General features: G+C 43.9%; 15 protein-coding genes. 6 read left to right on the top strand and 9 right to left on the bottom strand.

Annotated elements, in window-relative coordinates:
* The first annotated feature begins 116 nt into the window (after window positions 1–116).
* On the top strand, window positions 117–1226 hold the full coding sequence (locus B6N13_RS07315) for a TRAP transporter substrate-binding protein (RefSeq protein ID WP_012072100.1): 1110 nt from the start codon (window positions 117–119) through the stop codon (window positions 1224–1226).
* 87 nt (window positions 1227–1313) lie between these two features.
* Here B6N13_RS07315 and B6N13_RS07310 read toward each other — a convergent pair whose 3' ends face one another.
* Together B6N13_RS07310 and B6N13_RS07305 are read right to left on the bottom strand one after the other, a co-directional pair.
* Window positions 1314–2186, bottom strand: coding sequence for a dihydrodipicolinate synthase family protein (locus B6N13_RS07310; protein WP_012072099.1), 873 nt, complete (start codon window positions 2184–2186; stop codon window positions 1314–1316).
* A gap of 10 nt (window positions 2187–2196) precedes the next feature.
* A complete protein-coding gene (locus B6N13_RS07305; protein WP_012072098.1) occupies window positions 2197–2973 on the bottom strand; it encodes an aldolase in 777 nt (258 codons plus the stop codon).
* A gap of 107 nt (window positions 2974–3080) precedes the next feature.
* Between B6N13_RS07305 and B6N13_RS07300 the strand changes: the two genes are divergently transcribed.
* Both B6N13_RS07300 and B6N13_RS07295 read left to right on the top strand, forming a co-directional pair.
* Window positions 3081–4490 (top strand): PLP-dependent aminotransferase family protein, encoded by a 1410-nt coding sequence (locus B6N13_RS07300; RefSeq protein ID WP_169458974.1) that lies wholly within the window; start codon window positions 3081–3083, stop codon window positions 4488–4490.
* A 220-nt stretch (window positions 4491–4710) separates the two neighbouring features.
* A complete protein-coding gene (locus B6N13_RS07295; protein WP_012072096.1) occupies window positions 4711–5820 on the top strand; it encodes a TRAP transporter substrate-binding protein in 1110 nt (369 codons plus the stop codon).
* Window positions 5821–5917: 97 nt separating this feature from the next.
* Here the strand turns inward: B6N13_RS07295 and B6N13_RS07290 are convergent, their stop codons facing one another.
* From B6N13_RS07290 to B6N13_RS07280, 3 genes are read right to left on the bottom strand one after another with little or no spacing between them, the layout of a single operon-like run.
* Window positions 5918–7405: a tripartite tricarboxylate transporter permease gene (locus B6N13_RS07290; protein ID WP_012072095.1), complete on the bottom strand. Its 1488-nt coding sequence runs from the start codon at window positions 7403–7405 to the stop codon at window positions 5918–5920.
* Window positions 7405–7845 carry a tripartite tricarboxylate transporter TctB family protein gene (locus B6N13_RS07285; RefSeq protein WP_012072094.1) on the bottom strand — a complete coding sequence of 147 codons (441 nt, stop codon included), beginning with the start codon at window positions 7843–7845 and terminating at the stop codon, window positions 7405–7407. The genes B6N13_RS07290 and B6N13_RS07285 overlap by 1 nt, the downstream gene beginning before the upstream one ends.
* Before the next feature lie 17 nt (window positions 7846–7862).
* Window positions 7863–8840, bottom strand: a complete 978-nt coding sequence (locus B6N13_RS07280; RefSeq protein WP_012072093.1) for a tripartite tricarboxylate transporter substrate-binding protein — start codon at window positions 8838–8840, stop codon at window positions 7863–7865.
* A gap of 118 nt (window positions 8841–8958) precedes the next feature.
* On the opposite strand from B6N13_RS07280, the gene B6N13_RS07275 reads away from it, so the two are divergent.
* The 3 genes from B6N13_RS07275 to B6N13_RS07265 are packed head-to-tail and all read left to right on the top strand — an operon-like array spanning window position 8959 to window position 12051.
* Window positions 8959–9627 carry a response regulator transcription factor gene (locus B6N13_RS07275; protein ID WP_012072092.1) on the top strand — a complete coding sequence of 223 codons (669 nt, stop codon included), beginning with the start codon at window positions 8959–8961 and terminating at the stop codon, window positions 9625–9627.
* A complete protein-coding gene (locus B6N13_RS07270) occupies window positions 9614–11002 on the top strand; it encodes a sensor histidine kinase (RefSeq protein ID WP_169458973.1) in 1389 nt (462 codons plus the stop codon). The genes B6N13_RS07275 and B6N13_RS07270 overlap by 14 nt, the downstream gene beginning before the upstream one ends.
* Window positions 10999–12051, top strand: a complete 1053-nt coding sequence (locus B6N13_RS07265) for an ABC transporter substrate-binding protein (protein WP_169458972.1) — start codon at window positions 10999–11001, stop codon at window positions 12049–12051. Before B6N13_RS07270 ends, B6N13_RS07265 begins: the two co-directional genes overlap by 4 nt.
* Before the next feature lie 69 nt (window positions 12052–12120).
* Here the strand turns inward: B6N13_RS07265 and B6N13_RS07260 are convergent, their stop codons facing one another.
* The 4 genes from B6N13_RS07260 to B6N13_RS07245 form a co-directional block, all read right to left on the bottom strand.
* Window positions 12121–12804, bottom strand: a complete 684-nt coding sequence (locus tag B6N13_RS07260; RefSeq protein WP_012072089.1) for a 1-pyrroline-5-carboxylate dehydrogenase — start codon at window positions 12802–12804, stop codon at window positions 12121–12123.
* 13 nt (window positions 12805–12817) lie between these two features.
* Window positions 12818–15940, bottom strand: a complete 3123-nt coding sequence (gene putA / locus B6N13_RS07255; protein ID WP_169458971.1) for a bifunctional proline dehydrogenase/L-glutamate gamma-semialdehyde dehydrogenase PutA — start codon at window positions 15938–15940, stop codon at window positions 12818–12820.
* A gap of 312 nt (window positions 15941–16252) precedes the next feature.
* Window positions 16253–17026: an AraC family transcriptional regulator gene (locus tag B6N13_RS07250; RefSeq protein WP_012072087.1), complete on the bottom strand. Its 774-nt coding sequence runs from the start codon at window positions 17024–17026 to the stop codon at window positions 16253–16255.
* Window positions 17027–17253: 227 nt separating this feature from the next.
* Window positions 17254–18213 (bottom strand): NADPH:quinone reductase, encoded by a 960-nt coding sequence (locus tag B6N13_RS07245; protein ID WP_169458970.1) that lies wholly within the window; start codon window positions 18211–18213, stop codon window positions 17254–17256.
* Window positions 18214–18220: the final 7 nt, after the last annotated feature.

Below are 18220 nucleotides of genomic sequence, written 5' to 3'. Positions count from 1 at the left end.
TATCTGTTGGTAACAGGGCTTAATTTATCACGTTGGTTTTGATCGATTTATTGGATAAAGCGTATCGGGCAAAGCGCTAGTTATAAATGTAATTCGTCTCTTAATGGATAAAGTGAATGAGCAAAATAAGAATATGGGCAAAAGTGGCACTGGTCGGTGTAATAACAGCTACTTTGGTTGCCTGTGGTGGATCTGAAGAAAAAGAAACCGCAAAGGTAGAACAAAAAGTTGATGTCATTCATTGGAAAATGGTAACAACTTGGCCGAAAAATACTCCTGGAATGGGCACAGGTGCACAAGCGCTGGCAGATAATATCAAAGAAATGTCTAACGGCCGTTTGGATATTAAAGTCTATGCCGCAGGTGAACTTGTTCCAGCATTAGAGGTATTTGATGCGGTATCTCGTGGCACAGCGCAAATGGGCCACGGCACTGCGTATTACTGGAAAGGAAAAGTGCCAGCAGCGCAGTTTTTCTCTACGGTTCCTTTTGGTTTTAACGCGCAAGAATTTAACTCTTGGATTGCCTATGGCGGTGGTTTACAGCTGTGGGAAGAAATCTACGCTCCGTTTAACTTAATTCCTATGGTAGCTGGTAATGCTGGCGTGCAAATGGGCGGTTGGTTTAATAAAGAGATTAATTCGTTAGCCGATTTCCAAGGCTTGAAAATGCGTATGCCAGGGTTAGGTGGAGAGGTACTGAAAAAAGTCGGTGCATCGCCTATTACTTTACCTGCTAGCGAAGTTTTCACCGCGCTTCAAACTGGGACAATCGATGCTACAGAATGGGTTGGGCCTTATAATGATCTTGCGTTTGGTTTGTATAAAGCGGCGAAATATTACTATTATCCAGGCTGGCATGAGCCAGGTTCTGCTGTTGAAGCTATCTTTAATAAAGACGCTTTTGAAGCTTTGCCAAAAGACTTAAAAGCCATTGTGCGCTCTGCGGTTCAACAAGCTAACTTAGACATGATCAACGAGTTTACTGCGCTTAATAATGCTGCGCTGCAAACCTTGGTAAATGAGCATCATGTGATTCTTAAGCCTTTCCCTCGAGACTTGTTGGAAGCACTTAAGAAAGCGTCTACAGAGACTCTAGAAGAAGTGGCTGCGAATGATCCTGAGAGCCAAAAAGTCTATGATTCTTTCAAGAGCTTTTTAGCACCTGTGAGTGAGTGGCATGATATTTCTGAGCGCGCTTATATTAATGCACGCGCAGACGATTAAGCTTCTAAGCGTTTTTGCTTGATAGTCGATTAGCACAGTTAAAAGCTCCGTTATTTTTGATAACGGAGCTTTTTTTTATGTATGAAATTAAATACTTAGTAATTTTGCTAATGTAGCTTTATCTTTCTCATTAGCAGCCGTCAGAGGTTTACGAGGCTCGCCGACTTGAAGGCCTTTTAACGCCAAGCCTGCTTTAATTGTTTTAGGCAATCCGCCAGCAACAATAAAGCTTAGTACAGGTAATTGACGGTAAAAACAGTCTTTCGCAGATTGAAGATCATTCGCTTTAATTAAGGTATAAAGCTCTTTTGGTAATGTCTCCAATAAATTTGGGGCGGCAGTACACCAACCACTAGCTCCTGCGCATAAGGCTTCTAAAGCTAACGGATTACTACCATTGTAGAAAGGTAACTCGCCAGCTGATAATTGATGTATTTTGTGCATTCGCTGAATATCACCAGTACTTTCTTTTACCATGGTGATGTTAGGAATTTCCTTAAACATTTTGACGATTAATTCAGGCGACATATCTACACCACTGGTAGCCGGATTATTGTAAATCATAATTGGTAAGGGCACTGTTGCCGCAATAGCCTCATAATAACTGAAGATTTCCTCGTCTGTGAGTTTCCAGTACGACACAGGTATCACCATAATAGCATCGGCACCAATCTGAGCTGCAAAACGCGCTTTATTAATAGCTTGCTCTGTTGTTAGCTCTGAAATACCAATAATCACTGGCACTCGGTTCGCTACAATTTTGACTGAATGTTCTGCGACTTCTTTCCATTCGGAAAGGCTTAAATATGCGCTTTCACCAGTGCTCCCTAGAGGAGCTATAGCATCACAGCCATGTTGTAACAGTAGTTCTAAACTTTGTCCCAGTTTCTCTAAATCGGGTTGATTAGTATCTACAGTAAAAGGGGTAATTGGGTACGCGATAATGCCTGTTAGTTTCATTTTCATCTCCTTAGATGGATTCAGGGTGGGACTTCAGTGCTTTTCTGGCGTAATACGCAAAGTTGACCTTGCTACGGCGGTCAGTCGTTAGCCAGTCATGGGCTTCTTTTGCTAATTCAGTTGGTAAAGGCTGAATCTGTCCAGCTGCCATTGCTAGTAGTTGTAATCGTGCTGCGCGCTCAATCATCAATGCGAGATTACAGGCTTCTTCAATGGTTTTACCTACAACTAGCTGACCATGATGGGCCAACAAAACGGCTCTTTTTTTACCCAGAGCATTAGAAATAATGATGCCTTCTTCATTACCAACAGGAACTCCTGGCCAATCACTTAAAAAGGCGCAGTCATCAAATAAACTGCAGGTATCCATTTGTGCAACCATCAGCGGAACTTTGAGCATAGACAGTGCTGCTACATGAGTTGGGTGAGTGTGAATAATGCAATTCACTTCAGGGTGTTGTTGGTAAATCCAGGTGTGGAATCTATTGGCGGGGTTTGGCATTGCTTGTTGATCAATAGGTTCCAAATCCTGATTTACTTCCAGCAAATTGTCAGCGGTGATCTCATCGAATCCTAGTCCGAATTGTTGTGTGATAAATGTATTGCCGGATTCAGTACGGGCAGTGACCTGTCCTGCTAAACCTGCATCATGACCGTGCTCATATAAAATACGACAAGTTAAGGCCAGCTTTTGCCTGTCGCTAAATTGACCTTCATTTACCAATCGATCCATTTGTTGTTGCGCATTAGCCATCAGTTGTTGTTTATCTAGGTGTGCGGTTTTCATCGTGTTTTAACTCCTAGTTCATGCTTGAGTAGGCAGAATAAAACTAATCTGGACCAGAGATAACATCCAGATTTATAATTAGCAATGGTCCAGATAGAGGAAGGGTTATGCTACGTCCATGGCAAACGCAGTTGTGGTTAGAGAATAGTGTTGGTGATACGACTCATGCTCGGTTGGTCAATAGACTTATAGAGGATATTTTAAATGGGCGGCTAGAGTCTGGTGCTCTTTTACCTGGCTCGCGATCATTAGCGGCTATATTGGGATTAAATCGTAAGACGGTTCAAGTGGCGTATGACGAACTAATTGCACAAGGCTGGCTGGTGGCTGAAGCAAAACGCGGAACCTTTGTTTCAGCACGATTGCCGGAGCAACATTTATCAGAACAGTATCAACATTTAGTGACACGTACTGCTACGGTAGACATTGAGGCTGTTCCTACTTCGTTAAGTTTGGACAGTTGTACAAACGTAGATAATGACGGCATTCCAGATGCTCGCCTTATTCCCTATGAGTTATTAGCGAGGGCGTATCGAAGGGCATTAATTGCAGCCAGTCGTAAGCAATATTTGGGTTATGGGGATGCTCAGGGAACGATAGAATTACGTAGCGCCTTACAGAGAATGCTTGTTCAGGAGCGTTACCTGCATTTGACGACTGCTAATATTTGTACCGTTCGAGGTAGTCAGATGGCCATTTACTTGGCATCCCGTATTATTAAGCCATCTGATGGTGTAATGATATTTGAGGAGCTTACTTACGCTCCTGCGTTGGCTGCTTTTGAAGCGGCAGGTTTTACTATATTACGCTGCAGAACTGACAGTAAAGGCCTTGATGTTTTACATCTAGAAAAATTATTGGCTAATCACAAAGTAGCGGCTATTTTTACGACCCCTCATCATCATTATCCTACTACCGTCACTATGGTGATGGAGCGGCGTTTATTATTACTGCAGCTATCAATTCGTTACGGCTTTTACATTGTGGAAGATGATTATGATCATGAATTTCATTTTGACAGCCGGCCTATACCGCCATTAGCGAGTTTGCCTGGTGCCGAACGGGTGCTGCATATAGGTTCGTTATCTAAAGTATTTGCCCCAGGGCTTAGAGTTGGGTATTTAGTGGCGAATCCTGAATTAATAAAACAAGCCGTGCAGGAGATTTTAATGATTGATAGACAAGGTAATACGTTAACAGAGCTTGCCTTGGCAGAATTATTAGAATCAGGTGAAGTAAAGCGCCATATTAGGAAATGTAAAAAACTTTATAAAGCCCGTCGTGATCACTGTATTACTGAGCTAAATCGGCTGTTTGGTGACAGGGTTAGTTTCCATGTTCCTGCTGGAGGCTTAGCTTTTTGGCTGAATTTAGGGGACTCATCACAGTTGGATCTTACAGATTTAGCTTTAAATTCATATTTCTTTAATCATAAACAGAATGGTTACCTTAGGTTCGGTTTTGGTGCATTAACCGAGTGGGAAGCGACAGATGCGCTGACTAGCCTGAAGTTTTAAGTTTATTTGCTTATAGGACGTTAATTGTTCGACTAATAAATACTATTTAAAAATAAAACCCAAAAAGTCTTGAGCCTTGATATTGCAATTAATACTATCAAAAATACTTAGCGCATAATTTATGGCTATAGAGTGGTTAATCAACTCGTCTTCGCTTTGTGAGTAACTTCAAGCAAAGCTTTTATAAAAATAAAGTCATTCAGTCTTTTAGGGATAATCAATGAGAACAATAAAAATGTGGGGCAAACTGGCATTAGTTAGTTTGACGGCGGCGAGCTTGGTGGCTTGTGGTGGATCAGAAGAGAAAGCAACGGCAAAGGTTGAGAAAGCGGCGGATGTCATTCATTGGAAAATGGTCACTACTTGGCCGAAAAATTTCCCCGGTTTAGGCACAGCGGCAGAACATTTAGCGGAAAATATTACCGCAATGTCTAATGGGCGCTTAGTGGTAAAAGTGTATGCTGCAGGCGAGCTAGTACCCGCGTTGGAAGTGTTTGATGCGGTATCTCGTGGTACCGCTCAAGTGGGTCATGGTGGTGCTTTTTACTGGAAAGGTAAGGCTCCAGCTGCACAGTTTTTCTCGGCTGTTCCTTTTGGCTTTACCGCACAAGAAATGAACTCATGGCTGCACTATGGTGGCGGCCTGAAATTGTGGGAAGAGACTTATGCACCTTTTAACCTTATCCCGATGGCAGCAGGCAATACTGGGGTTCAGATGGGAGGCTGGTTCAATAAAGAGATTAACTCCCTTGCTGACTTCCAAGGCCTAAAAATGCGTCTTCCTGGCTTAGGTGGTGAAGTGTTGAAAAAGGTCGGTGGTACGCCTGTTAACTTGCCAGGTAGTGATATCTTCACTGCACTGCAAACCGGCACCATTGATGCGACAGAATGGGTTGGTCCATACAATGACCTAGCATTTGGTTTGTACAAAGCTGCCAAATTCTACTACTACCCAGGTTGGCATGAGCCGGGTTCAACCATGGAAGCGATCTACAACAAAGAAGCGTTTGAAGCTTTGCCAAACGATCTTCAGCTGATTGTTCGAGCAGCAACTCGTCAGGTGAATGCTGATATGTTGGATGAATTTACCGCGCGTAACAACGCCGCGTTAGAAACCTTAGTAAATGAGCATCACGTGGTTTTGAAACCATTTCCAAAAGAAGTATTGGTAGCATTGAAAAAAGCCGCAGCTGAAACATTAGATGAAGTGGCTGCCGCGGATCCAATGAGCCAAAAAGTTTACAACTCGTTCAAAGAGTTCAACGGAAAAGTCAGAGCATGGCATGAAGTGTCGGAGCGGGCTTTTATCAATGCTCGTGAACTTGAGTAACCCAAGTTTTATATAACTGTGCGTTATAAAACAAAAAAGCCTTCATGGTTAGATTGACCATGAAGGCTTTTTATATAAGCGATTTCGTGTATGACGTTTATTTTTTCAGTGCTTTTAGTATTCTCGGTGCTGTAAGCGCCGCAACAGTTGCGAAAGCTAAGACATAAGTCATGGTGCCATTTAGTAAGATAGACCAATCACCGCCACTGATAGACAGTGCTCGACGTAAGTTCTCTTCTAACACTTCTCCTAATACCAAGCCCAAAATAACCGGTGCAAGAGAGAAGCCTAATTTGCGTAAGATGAAGGCAAAAACACCTAATACAATCATGAAGAACAGGTCAAACGTGTCGCCATGAATGGAGTAGATTCCGACGAATGTCAGCATCACAATGATAGGCACGAGGTAAGACTGTTTGATAGAGAGTAGTCGAACAAATAAGCCAATCAGCGGTAAGTTCATTACTAACAAGGCAATATTACCAATGAACATAGAAGCGATTAGACCCCAAGCAATATTAGGTTGTTGTTCAAACAATAGCGGACCAGGTGTGATGTTAAACATTAATAGTGCACCCAATAGGATGGCTGTCGTGCCGCTGCCTGGAATCCCTAATGTCAACATAGGCACCATCGAGCCTGCTGCTGATGCATTGTTTGCAGCTTCTGGTGCAGCAAGACCGCGAATATCGCCATCGCCAAAATGATCGTCTTTTCCTTCTGCGAAACGTTTTTCAGTACCGTAGGCAACGGCACTGGCAATCGAAGCGCCAGTTCCTGGTAACACCCCGATCAAGAAACCAGATAGCGTAGAGCGCAAAATCACCCATTTCACCGCCATGATGTCTGAGAAACTAATGAAGCTTTTGCCTACTGGTGTGAGTTTCAAGTCATTGCGTGCCCAGCTTTCTAGCAGGATGAGTACTTCACTGATGGCAAACATTCCGATTACAACAACCAGAAAATCCACGCCGTCGAATAAATTTGGAATGCCCATGGTGAAACGCAAAATACCAGTACCTGAGTCAATACCAACCGTCGCGAATAATAGACCAATTACCACGCCAACGACGGTTTTTATTGGGCGTTTACCCACCATAGTTGCTAAGCAGGTGAAGGCGAAAATCATCAACCAAACGTATTCAGAAGGGCCAAATTGGATTGCTAATTTGCTAAGTAATGGCGCAAAAATCACCATTAACAATAAAGCCCCCATACTACCAAAGAAGGACGATACGGCCGATAAGGCAAGCGCTCTGCCGCCTTCGCCACGTTTGGCCATAGGATAGCCATCTAAAGTGGTCATTATTGCGCCAGCGTCACCTGGGACGTTGAGCAAAATACTGGAAATTCGGCCGCCATATTCTGCGCCGTAATAAACACCTGCCAATAAAATTAAGGCGGACTCCGGTGGTAAGCCAACGGAATAAGCTAATGGCAATAAAATAGCCACGCCATTGATTGGACCAATACCGGGTAGTGAACCAATTAAGGTGCCGATAAAGCATCCTGCTAAAACTAACCCTAAGTTAAGAGGCGTTAGTGCAACAGAGAAGCCAATCGATAAATAATGTAAAACGTCCATTATAAGTCTCCGAGAAGTAGGCCAGTTGGGACATTAAGCTCCATTAAATCGGCTAATAAGAAATAGCTAATTAAGCTTAGGGCGAGGGCATACAAGAAGGCTTTAAGAGGCTTTTCACCAAATAACCAGCTAAAAATAGCACCCACTATGGTTGTGGCAATAATGAAGCCCGCTTCTTCAAATAGGGCGGCGTACAACACCATTATCACCAGACCTATGACTATCTTGGTTAGAATCTCTTTGGTCGGATGCCAAGAGTTTTTATCGGGTTTTACTATCATCCAAACACAACATGCGGCTAAAACAATTGATAAGATAATAGGAAAGGCTTTTGGCCCTAATGGTTCATATTGAAACGGGACATCGAAATGGAAAGCTGTCCAGGCAATAAGCCCGGACAGTACCAATAATGCGCCCGCAAAAATGCGGTCATACAACATATTATTGCCCCAATTCACTACTTAATTAAGCCAGCTTCTTTTGCTAAACCACGCATATAAGCGACTCGTTCTTTAATGTAGCTATCTAGAACCTGACCAGACATGTTAAATGGTACAAGGTTTTGGTCGACCACAACTTGTTCAAAAGCAGGGTTTTTATAGGCTGTTTGGAATTGAGCTGCCCAGTAGTTGTAGGCTTCGTCTGAAACCTTAGGCCCTAAATAGTAACCACGAAGAATGGTCCACTCGGCGTCATAGCCCTGTTCAATGGCTGTTGGATACTTGGAGAACTTACCTTTTAAGCGCTCAGGAGACATGATGCCAAGTACTTTCACTTTGCCAGACTCAACTAAGCCTTCCATTTCGCCTACATCACCAGGGAAAACTTTAATGTGTCCACCAAGTAGTGCGGCTAACGCTTCACCGCCACCCTCATAAGCAACGTAGCGCATTTTCTTAGGATCTACTCCAGAAGATTTCATGAGAATTGCTGCTTTCATCCAGTCTTGGCTACCAACACCGCCGCCAGCACCAAGCACAAATTTACTTGGGTCTTTTTTGATATCGTCTACTAATTCACCCAATGTATTCCATGGAGCATCGGCTTTTACCAAAATTGCACCATAATCAACACCAGCTGTGCCCACCCAGCGAGCATTATTTTCGTCTAATCCTTTACCGAATTTACCTTGAGCGATGTTAAGCAAAGATCCAGAGCTAAACGCGACGAGTTTGTTTGGATCGTCTGGCGTCGTGGAATTGATGTAGTTATAAGCAACGGCGCCGATACCACCAGGCATAAAGGTCACGGCCATTGGGATCTTAGTGATTTCAGCTTTGGCAAAACCAGTTGATAAAATACGGCAGGTTAAATCGAAGCCACCACCTGGTTTAGCAGGAGCAATACAAGTTGGTTTATTTGGTTCAAAAGCACTGGCGTTTAGGGCAGCGGTAAGACCGCCTACTAGTAATAAAGAGGCAATATTGGATTTCATTTATTATTCTCCAAATTTATTTTTGTTTTATTTTGCTGTACAAAGTTGCACAGGAGTGAGCAAAGTTACTCCTTTAAACTGACACTAACCTGACAAGAAGAAGAGATAGGGTTCCGTCATGCGTATGTTATTGATTGAAGACAATGAGAGCTTGGCCGACTCGATTCGTGTGTATTTTAAGAATTTAGGTCATCCTATCGATTGGATTGGTTCAGTTGAAAAAGCCGAAGCGAGTCTGTCTTTTGACGACTTTGATTTGTTGATTTTAGATATAAATTTACCTGGCAAAAGTGGCTTCCAACTGTTGCAGAGCTTACGTAGCAAGGGGAATCGCATCCCTGTTTTGGTCTTAACAGCTCGAACCGAAGTTGATGATAGAGTTAGTTCGTTGGACTTTGGGGCTGATGATTACTTAGCAAAACCTTTTGATTTTCGTGAATTAGCAGCCCGTTGTCGTGCACTTTATCGACGTGAGCGAGGAGGAGCCAGTAACGAAATACAATGCGGCAATTTAGTTTATGACTTGGCTGCGCATTCTGCCAAAGTGAATGGCATAACCTTAGATTTACGACCAAGAGAGCTGCAATTGTTGGAGCTTTTTCTAAAAAACCTTGATCGTGTTCTTACCAAAGATGACATCTCCAATCGGCTCTATAGTTATGATGAAGCTTATACTCCTAATGCTATTGAGCAAACTCTGACTCGTTTAAGAAAGCAGCTAGATGGTTCGACGCTAATCATTAAAACTATACGTGGCTTAGGGTATTTGGCACATGTTAATGACTGAGAAAAGCTACTCAATACGCACGAGAATGCTAGGCCGCTCAGCCTTGTTATTACTGTCAATTTTTCTGATTTTAAGTCTGGGAGTTTGGCACTACGCTCGTCAGTCAGCCAATTATTCCTATGATCGACTACTCAACAGCGCTAGCTTGTCCATCATGGAAGGCCTGCATGTTTATGGTAAACAAGTGGATCTCGATTTGCCTTACGCCGCATTTGAAATGATGCAGCTTGCCGATGAAGACAAGGTGTTTTATCAGGCGCTAGGTACTCAAGGCGAGCTGATTACCGGTTATCCAGACATGCCTTTACCTAATGAATTTAACGAAGATTCGGCTATCGTTTTTTATAATGCGCATTATTTATCTGAAGAGGTTCGTGTCGTAATTCGCCATAAAAGGCTATCAGAGCCTGCGGTGTCTGGTTGGGTCACTGTGGTGCTGGCGCAAACACTTAGAGCGCGACATAAGATGATGAATGACATTCTATATCGAAGCTTCGCTGTACTGTTTGGTATTATGGCTTGTGTGATGATTGTCTTGTGGGTGGCGATTAATCGTGCCCTTGAGCCGTTGAGTTCTATTTCTAAGAGCCTAGCATCTCACTCATTGATATCGGCCAAGCCTGTTCAAGCAACGCCCATTCAAGAAGTTTCGCCATTAGTAAATGCAATCAATGATTATCAAGTGCAACTATTATCCAATTTAGCTGTGATGAAACGTTTTATTGCCGATGCTAGTCATCAAATTCGTACTGCACAAAGTGCGACTCAAGCTCAATTAGACATTGCTAGCCAAAGCGAAAATTTGGCGGACTTGCCAGAACATTTAAGTAAAATTCGTAAAGAACATGAACGTTTGACGCGTTTAACCAATCAGTTGCTCACCCACGCTATGGTGGTACATCGAGGTGATACGGTGGTTACCGAAAAGATGGATATCGAGAGAGTCATGAAGCAGTTATTAACTGAATGTGTACGAGACAATGCCCATCGTATGATAGATTTTTCTTACCAATGCGAGCAGCAACTACCTTTGTTTATGGGCGATTCCATTAGCTTACGAGAAGCCGTTCGCAACCTTTTGGATAATGCTATTTATTACGGTCCTGAGCAGAATCAGATTGAGATTTGCTTACAAATGGATTCCTCAGGTATTGATATTATTATTGACGATGCTGGTTCAGGCATTCCTATCGAATTGAGAGAAAAAGCCTTAGAACGTTTTCAGCGCTTGGAAAATGGACTTAATGGTTCAGGTCTCGGCTTGTCTATTGTGACCAGTGTGGCTGAAGCACATGGTGGAGAATTTTACTTAGAAGACAGTCCGTTAGGTGGGCTTCGGGCGCGGCTACACTTTCCCAATGAGGCTTTATCATGAAGCTATTAAGCATCTTGATTATACTGCTGACCAGCAAAACCTTTGCCGAGTCGGCGGCATTGGAAACCGTGCGGGAAAGCGACAAATTAATCATATACAGCGCGACGGATTTAAACGCAATCGAATCTGTACTTGAAGCCTTTAAAATACAAAATCCTCAGATAGCGCTAGAATACCATGAGTTTGATACTCAAGAATTGGATCAGACCATAAGAGCTGAGTCCTTAGCAAATCAGCCGGATGTGGTGATTAGCTCTGCCATGGACCTGCAGGTTCGACTTGTTAATGATGGTTATGCCCAGCCCGTGTTGGGCGAAGCTGTTGCGGCCTTACCTAGTTGGGCTAATTGGCGTAATGAAGTGATAGGGTTTACCTACGAGCCGATTGTCTTTGTTTACAACAAAAAAGCCTTTCAAGGTAAGACAGTGCCTTTGACCCATGAATCATTAGCCAGTGTGATGCGTAATGAGCATGATTTTTTTATTCATAAAGTGGGCTCTTATGATGCGCGTCGTTCAGGTATTGGCTACTTGGTTGCTACACAAGATGAAGTAACATCAAGTATTAGCGGGCGTCTACAAGAAAGCTTAGGCCGTGCTCGCACCAAGGTGTATGGGCACACCGCTATTTTATTGGATGATATAGCGTCAGGAAAATTATTGTTTGGGTATAACTTATTGGGTTCCTACTCTTTGGGACGTGAAAAACGAGATAGCCGAATTGGTGTGGTGATTCCGCAAGATTATGCGTTAGTGGTGAGCCGCGCTGTGTTTATATCCAAACAAGCCAAACATGTATCTAATGCGCAGCGCTTTGTGAATTTCTTGATATCTAAGGAAGGGCAGGATGTGATTGCGAAAAAAAGCGAGCTGGTGGCTTTATTCCCGGATATTGATAGTTTGGTATCACAACAAGATGTACAAGATCAGACGATTAATTTTCATCCCATTCCATTAGGGCCGGCTTTGATGGTATATCTTGATGACTCTAAGCGTCGACGTTTTATTAAAGCGTGGGAAAATGCGTTGTTACCATCAAGTTCTGAGTGATATAAAAAAAGTCCTTTTTGTTATCAAGAAGGACTTTTTCATTTTATATGTATTCTGTCAGAGCGAGGATTAGTCGTTCATGCTGCCTAATTCAAGCAGTGTCGCGTTGCCACCGATCGCTGTTGTGTTGTTGGACACAGTGCGTTCAGTAACAAAGCGCAGAACGTAATGCGGCTTAGCAATAACACTTAAATTTTCCGCATCGGTTTCTTCAACCAACTGACAGATTAGGCCACTTTTCGCTGCAAGACGTTGGCTAAGCTGTTGCGCTTGCATAGGGTCGCAAAGCGTTGCGATACCAGCTAGGTGATTGGCTTCGATCAAAGAATCTTGCGCTGATTCTGCAATGTTCTGCACGACACCTTCAGCCACAAATGAAGAAATCATATCCATGATTTCTTGGCCTATTGGACCAACAGTAATCACTGGGTTACCTGCAATAAGTGCAGCAAAAATTTGGCCTACTAAACCGACTTTTGCCTTATCACCTTCGATAAACGACATGCAAAGGAACACGCCACGGCCTTGGTTTGATAGCTCATTGCGTTCGCCAGTTGGCCCAGGCATGACGCGTGTTTCTGCAATAGATTGCTTAGCATTATTGATTTGCCAAGCAGCCATTTTTCTCTGTTCGTTAGGGAAGGCGTTAAGGGCTTTCTGCAGTTTTTCTGCACGACCGTTTACGCCAAGCTTGTCCCATGCTTCGAAGACTTTTTGAGCGACCTGAATTTGGATAGGTTGTACGATAGTCATAGTAATGTCTCCCTTAAAGGTCTTGCTCAATAGCGAAGCGTTGAAGGTAATGTGGACCGCCAGCTTTTGGCCCTGTGCCGGATAAACCTTGTCCGCCGAAAGGCTGAACACCAACTACCGCACCGACTTGGTCGCGGTTAATGTAAAGGTTGCCAACACGAGCGCGACTAGCAATGCGTGCACAAGTGGTTTCGTTACGGCTGTGAACACCCATAGTCAAACCAAAGCCTGAGTTATTGATGGTGTCGATGATCTTATCCAAATCACGTGCTTTGTAGCGTACAACGTGAAGGATAGGGCCAAATTTCTCATCTGTTAACTGATCAATACTGGCAATTTCAAACGCCGTTGGTGCAACGAAAGTACCGTTTTTAGCAAAGTCTGGAAGCTCGGTTTGGGCAATCAATTTGCTTTCTGCTTTCATGTATTCGATATGATCTAGCAGCATTCTCTGTGCTTTTTTATCGATAACTGGGCCCACATCCGTGCTGTGTAGGTAAGGCAAGCCAACGCTTTGTTCAGCCATGGCACCTTTTATCATCGGAATAACACGATCGGCGATGTCAGCTTGCACGAACAATACGCGTAATGCAGAACAACGCTGTCCAGCAGACGCAAACGCCGAACGAACTGCATCGCGAACCACTTGCTCAGGTAAAGAGGTTGAATCAACCAACATAGCGTTTTGACCACCGGTTTCCGCAATTACTGGCACAGGTGCCACGCCACGAGCCGCTAACGTGCGGTTGATCAATTGTGCTGTGCCAGTGGAACCTGTGAAGGCAAGACCAGCAATGCGTTTGTCGCTAGTAAGTGGAGCACCAACCGTCGCGCCGTCACCTGGTAACAAGTGAAGAACGTCTGTCGGAACGCCTGCCTGATGGAGCATTTCGATGGCACGGAAAGCGATTAAACTAGTTTGCTCAGCCGGTTTCGCAACCACTGTGTTACCAACCACAAGAGCGGCAACCACTTGGCCTGTAAAGATTGCCAATGGGAAGTTCCAAGGGCTGATACAAGTAAATACGCCACGGCCGTTTAGCTTAGCTTGTTTTTCATTGCCTAAGAAATCCGTGTAATGTGTTGGGTTAGCAAAGTGGCTACGAGCTTGTTGCGCATAATAGCGACAGAAATCCACCGCTTCACGAACTTCGTCGATACTGTCCTGAATGGTTTTTCCTGCTTCACGGTGGCAAAGGGCCATTAATTCCGCATAGTTTTCTTCCATCAAGTCAGCCATTTTATCTAGGCAATCAGCACGTTCTGTCGCTGGGCGCGCTGACCATGCAGGGAAAGCAGCTTCGGCTAGATCAATTGCTTTGGTGACGGTTGCTGCGTCTGCCCAATCAATTTGTCCTGCGGTTTGGTTGTGATCGTATGGGCTTTCAATAGAATGCGTTTGACCTGTTGCTACTTTCTCACCACCAACGATAGGGAAAGCACGCCACTGGGTGTCTTGTCCCATAAAGGCATCAACTTTAGCTTTGAAAGGCGTCCAATCAGATTCAATTTCGATGTTCGGACCAAAAGAGTTTTTACGGTCGTCAAACAAGTTGGCTGGCAAGTTGATATGCGGATTCGCCAATGATTTACGGCTTTCAAGAGTCGTGACTGGGTGATTAATCAAATCGGCAATTGGGTAGCTGGCATCAATCAAACGGTGAACGAATGAGCTGTTCGCGCCGTTTTCGAGTAGACGACGAACCAAGTATGGAAGTAAGTCTTTATGGCTACCTACAGGCGCGTAAATACGTACGCAGATGTCGCTGCCTTTGATCAAACGGTTGTAAAGGGCATCGCCCATACCGTGTAGACGTTGGAATTCAAATTCTTGTGTTGTCGCGCCTAATTGCTTAGCTAAACAGCTAATCGTCGCGATAGTGTGTGCGTTATGGCTGGCAAACTGCGGGAAGATATTCGCACGAGTGTGTTCGCTCAGTAAAAAGTGAGCGCAAGCCAAGTAAGAAACGTCTGTTGACTCTTTGCGAGTGTAAACAGGGTAACCATTGATACCGCGTTGTTGGCAAAGCTTGATCTCAGAGTCCCAGTAAGCGCCTTTCACTAGACGCACAGGGATGCGGTCGCCTTGCTCTTTAGATAGTGCTGCCAACCAAACCAAAACCGGCAGAGCGCGTTTTGAATAAGCCTGAACCACAAGGCCAAATAAGCCCCAGCCTTTGGTGCATTCATCACGGAATAGTTTTTCAAACAAATGCAATGACAGTTCTAAGCGATCAGCTTCTTCTGCATCTATAGTAATGCCAACGTTTAACGAGCGAGCTTTGATAATTAAGCCTTTAACGCTGTCGAACAGTTCTGTCATTACGCGTTCTTCACAACCCACTTCATAACGCGGGTGTAGCGCAGATAACTTGATAGAAATGGTTGGGCGATGTTTCTGACTATAAGTGTCTTTGCCAACAGATTCGACCGCTTTCATATAAGACGTTAGGTATTTGTCTGCGTCAGCTGCAGTTAATGCGGCTTCACCTAGCATATCGAAAGAATAGGTGTAACCTTTGTCACGGTAGCTTTTGCCACGAGACAAAGCTTCTTCGATGCTGCGGCCTAGAACAAACTGGTGTCCCATGATTTTCATCGCTTGGTTCATCGCTTTACGAATCACCGGCTCAGAAACACGGTTTACCATACGGTTAACCAAGTTAGCTGGCGTACCGTCTTTTTTCTCGTCCATAGTGACGATTTTACCCGTCAACAATAGGCCCCAAGTAGAAGCATTAACGAAGAAAGAATCCGAGTTTTTAGCGTGAGATGCCCAATCGGCAACGCTCAAACGGTCCTTGATGAAAGCATCTGCCGTTTCTTTATCTGGCACGCGCATTAGCGCTTCTGCCAAACACATCAGCAAAATGCCTTCTTTGGTGTCTAGGCTGTATTCCAATAGCAAAGCGTCGATCATTGACATGCTATCGTCGTCTTTGCGGACTTCGGCAATCAAATTTGCAGCGGCATTGGTTTGGGTTTCTAGCTCACCTTCAGTGGGTCTTGCCAAAGGTAATAACTCATTTAACCACTTCTCTTCATCCATATTGTAAAGAGGGGAAATCAGCTGCCACAATTCATTGAGTGGACGCTGAATGAAGTTAGGTTGTAACACCTCAATCGCTTTAAACATGGTTGGATTCTCCCGCGTTAACATAAAAAACCAAATGACTTTTTATTAAGGCCGCATATTGTTATAGAGCATTAAGCGCTTTTTTGACTACTTTTCACTCTGCATAATCAAAAAAATGCATGTCTGGATAATGCTGACACTTTAGTGACAGAAGGGATAAATTGTCTTTCGAAAAAATCGTTTTTTTTTATAAGAAAGTCCGACTGGATAAGAATAAATGGGACATATATTCATTCTTGTGCAGAAGATCTGAAGAAATGATCGAAATGCTTATAAATAGGGCGTTTTATGGTGTTTTAGGAAGAAAGAGAATTAGCGATTACCAAATTGCTTTTGGTATTTTAATGGCGTAATGCCAAGGGTTTGAGAAAACACATTGGTCATGGCGCTTTGGCTAGAGAAACCACACATTTCGGCCACTTGAATAGGCGGGAAACCTTCAGCGAGTAAGCTTTGGGCGCGTTCTAGACGTTTACGCATTAAGTATTGATGTGGTGTCATGCCGGTGCGGTCTTTGAAGCGCTCGTGAAACTGGCTAACACTTAAAAAGCAGAAGTTTGCCAACTGATCGATATGAACACGGCGAGATAAATTTAGCTCGATAAACTGGTCCAGTTTATCGATATCAAGATGGTTGCCACGAGAACGTACATCTTTATTGTTTATTTGGTGGCGAATGGCGCTCAATAAAGTGTTGCCGCAAGCGCGAGCCAGAATCATATCATTTGGATACTGCTGTAATTCACCAGACAGGGCAGAGGCCAATATCTGTAAACGCGGATTAAGCTGAAAATACGCTGCTTGGTCAAACAAACGTGATACGACTTCGTATTCTTCGTCGGTAATACCTTTTTGCGGCGGAATAGGCAGATTGACCACCATGATGCGATTTTCACCCAGACCCGCAAACGCATGGCTGTTCTCTGACGGAAGGATACAACCTTCGCCAGTATGCAACTGCTTGCTTTTGCCTTCTATATCGAAATCGGTATTACCATCTAGCACAACCACCAGTTGATGGTAATCATGATCGTGGGCGTCCGCTTCGGTAGGTAGGCTGAAAACATCGGAATCAGACTGAGTCAAAATGTGCCTTTTGAATAAACATAAGTAAGAAAGTATAGCGACCTTAAGGCGGCTTTAGTAGCGTATTTTTTTGAAGATGTCGGATTTTACTGCATAAATAGGGGCTTGGAGTGCATATAGAGGCAGATTGAAGGTGAAAAAAACACGACGCTTTTCTTTTTTTAGAGCTTATAAAAAGCCTATAAAAGAGCTTATGAAGCGTCATGTTTGAGTTGTATTGATTTGTTCTAGTTTATGCGAATAACAAGGTTGCCTAGCGCACCAGATTTTAAGACATCTTCGTGTGCTTTCGCTAATTCGGTAAGCGGGTAGCTATGACGAATAACGGGCTTAAGTACGCCTTTTTCAAACAGCGGGCGTAAGGATTTCGCAATCAAAGTCAGCTCGGCTGGCTTCACATTAGCTAATGCTACACCGACGACAGAAGCATCACGAGCCATTAAGTCACGAGGATTAATTTCAACCGTGCCGCGGTTTCCCACAACACTAACACAACCACCAAAGGCCAAGGCTTTTAAGTCTTGATCTAAGTTGTGATTGGCAAGCATCTCGATAATAATATCAAAACCCGTCTCTAACGACTGATAAGGCGCAAGATGATCAGCTTCATTGTGCATAATGATAGTTTTTACGCCTTGCTGGCGTAATAAATCTGCGCCAGCGGTTGTGCCTGAACTGGCAACCACTTCCATTCCTGCTGCTAAGGCTAATTGCACAGTAGCAATACCTACTGCGCCAGTTGCACCATGTACTAATACCTTGTCGCCGGCTTTGCCGTTAGCACGACCAAACAAGGCACGATGAGCCGTTGTGTAAGGAATACCAACGCAAGCGCCTTCTTCGAAAGACAAGGCATCAGCCAGCGGATAGGTGTGAGTTGCTGCGCAGGCGGCAAATTCAGCAGATGAGCCGGTTAGGTTACGGCTAAAGTAGACACGTTGCCCCACTTCGAAACCTGTAACATTGGCACCCAACTCAACAATAGTTCCAGCGCCATCCGATCCCGGAGTATGCGGAAATGTCGTGGAATAGTTATTGGTGCCTGAGCGAATGTAAGTGTCGACAGGGTTTACCCCTGCGGCACCAATTTGAACCAAAACTTGATCATCATTAATGCTTGGCGTTTTGGTATCAACCAGCGATAAATCGCTGGCTGGGCCGTAGTCTTTTATTTGCATTGCTTTCATATTGATG

The organism is Marinomonas sp. UCMA 3892 (genome assembly GCF_012726345.1).
Taxonomy (GTDB): Bacteria; Pseudomonadota; Gammaproteobacteria; order Pseudomonadales; family Marinomonadaceae; genus Marinomonas.
The sequence above is the reverse complement of the archived record's forward strand: the minus strand, read 5'-3'. Positions and strand labels throughout refer to the sequence as shown.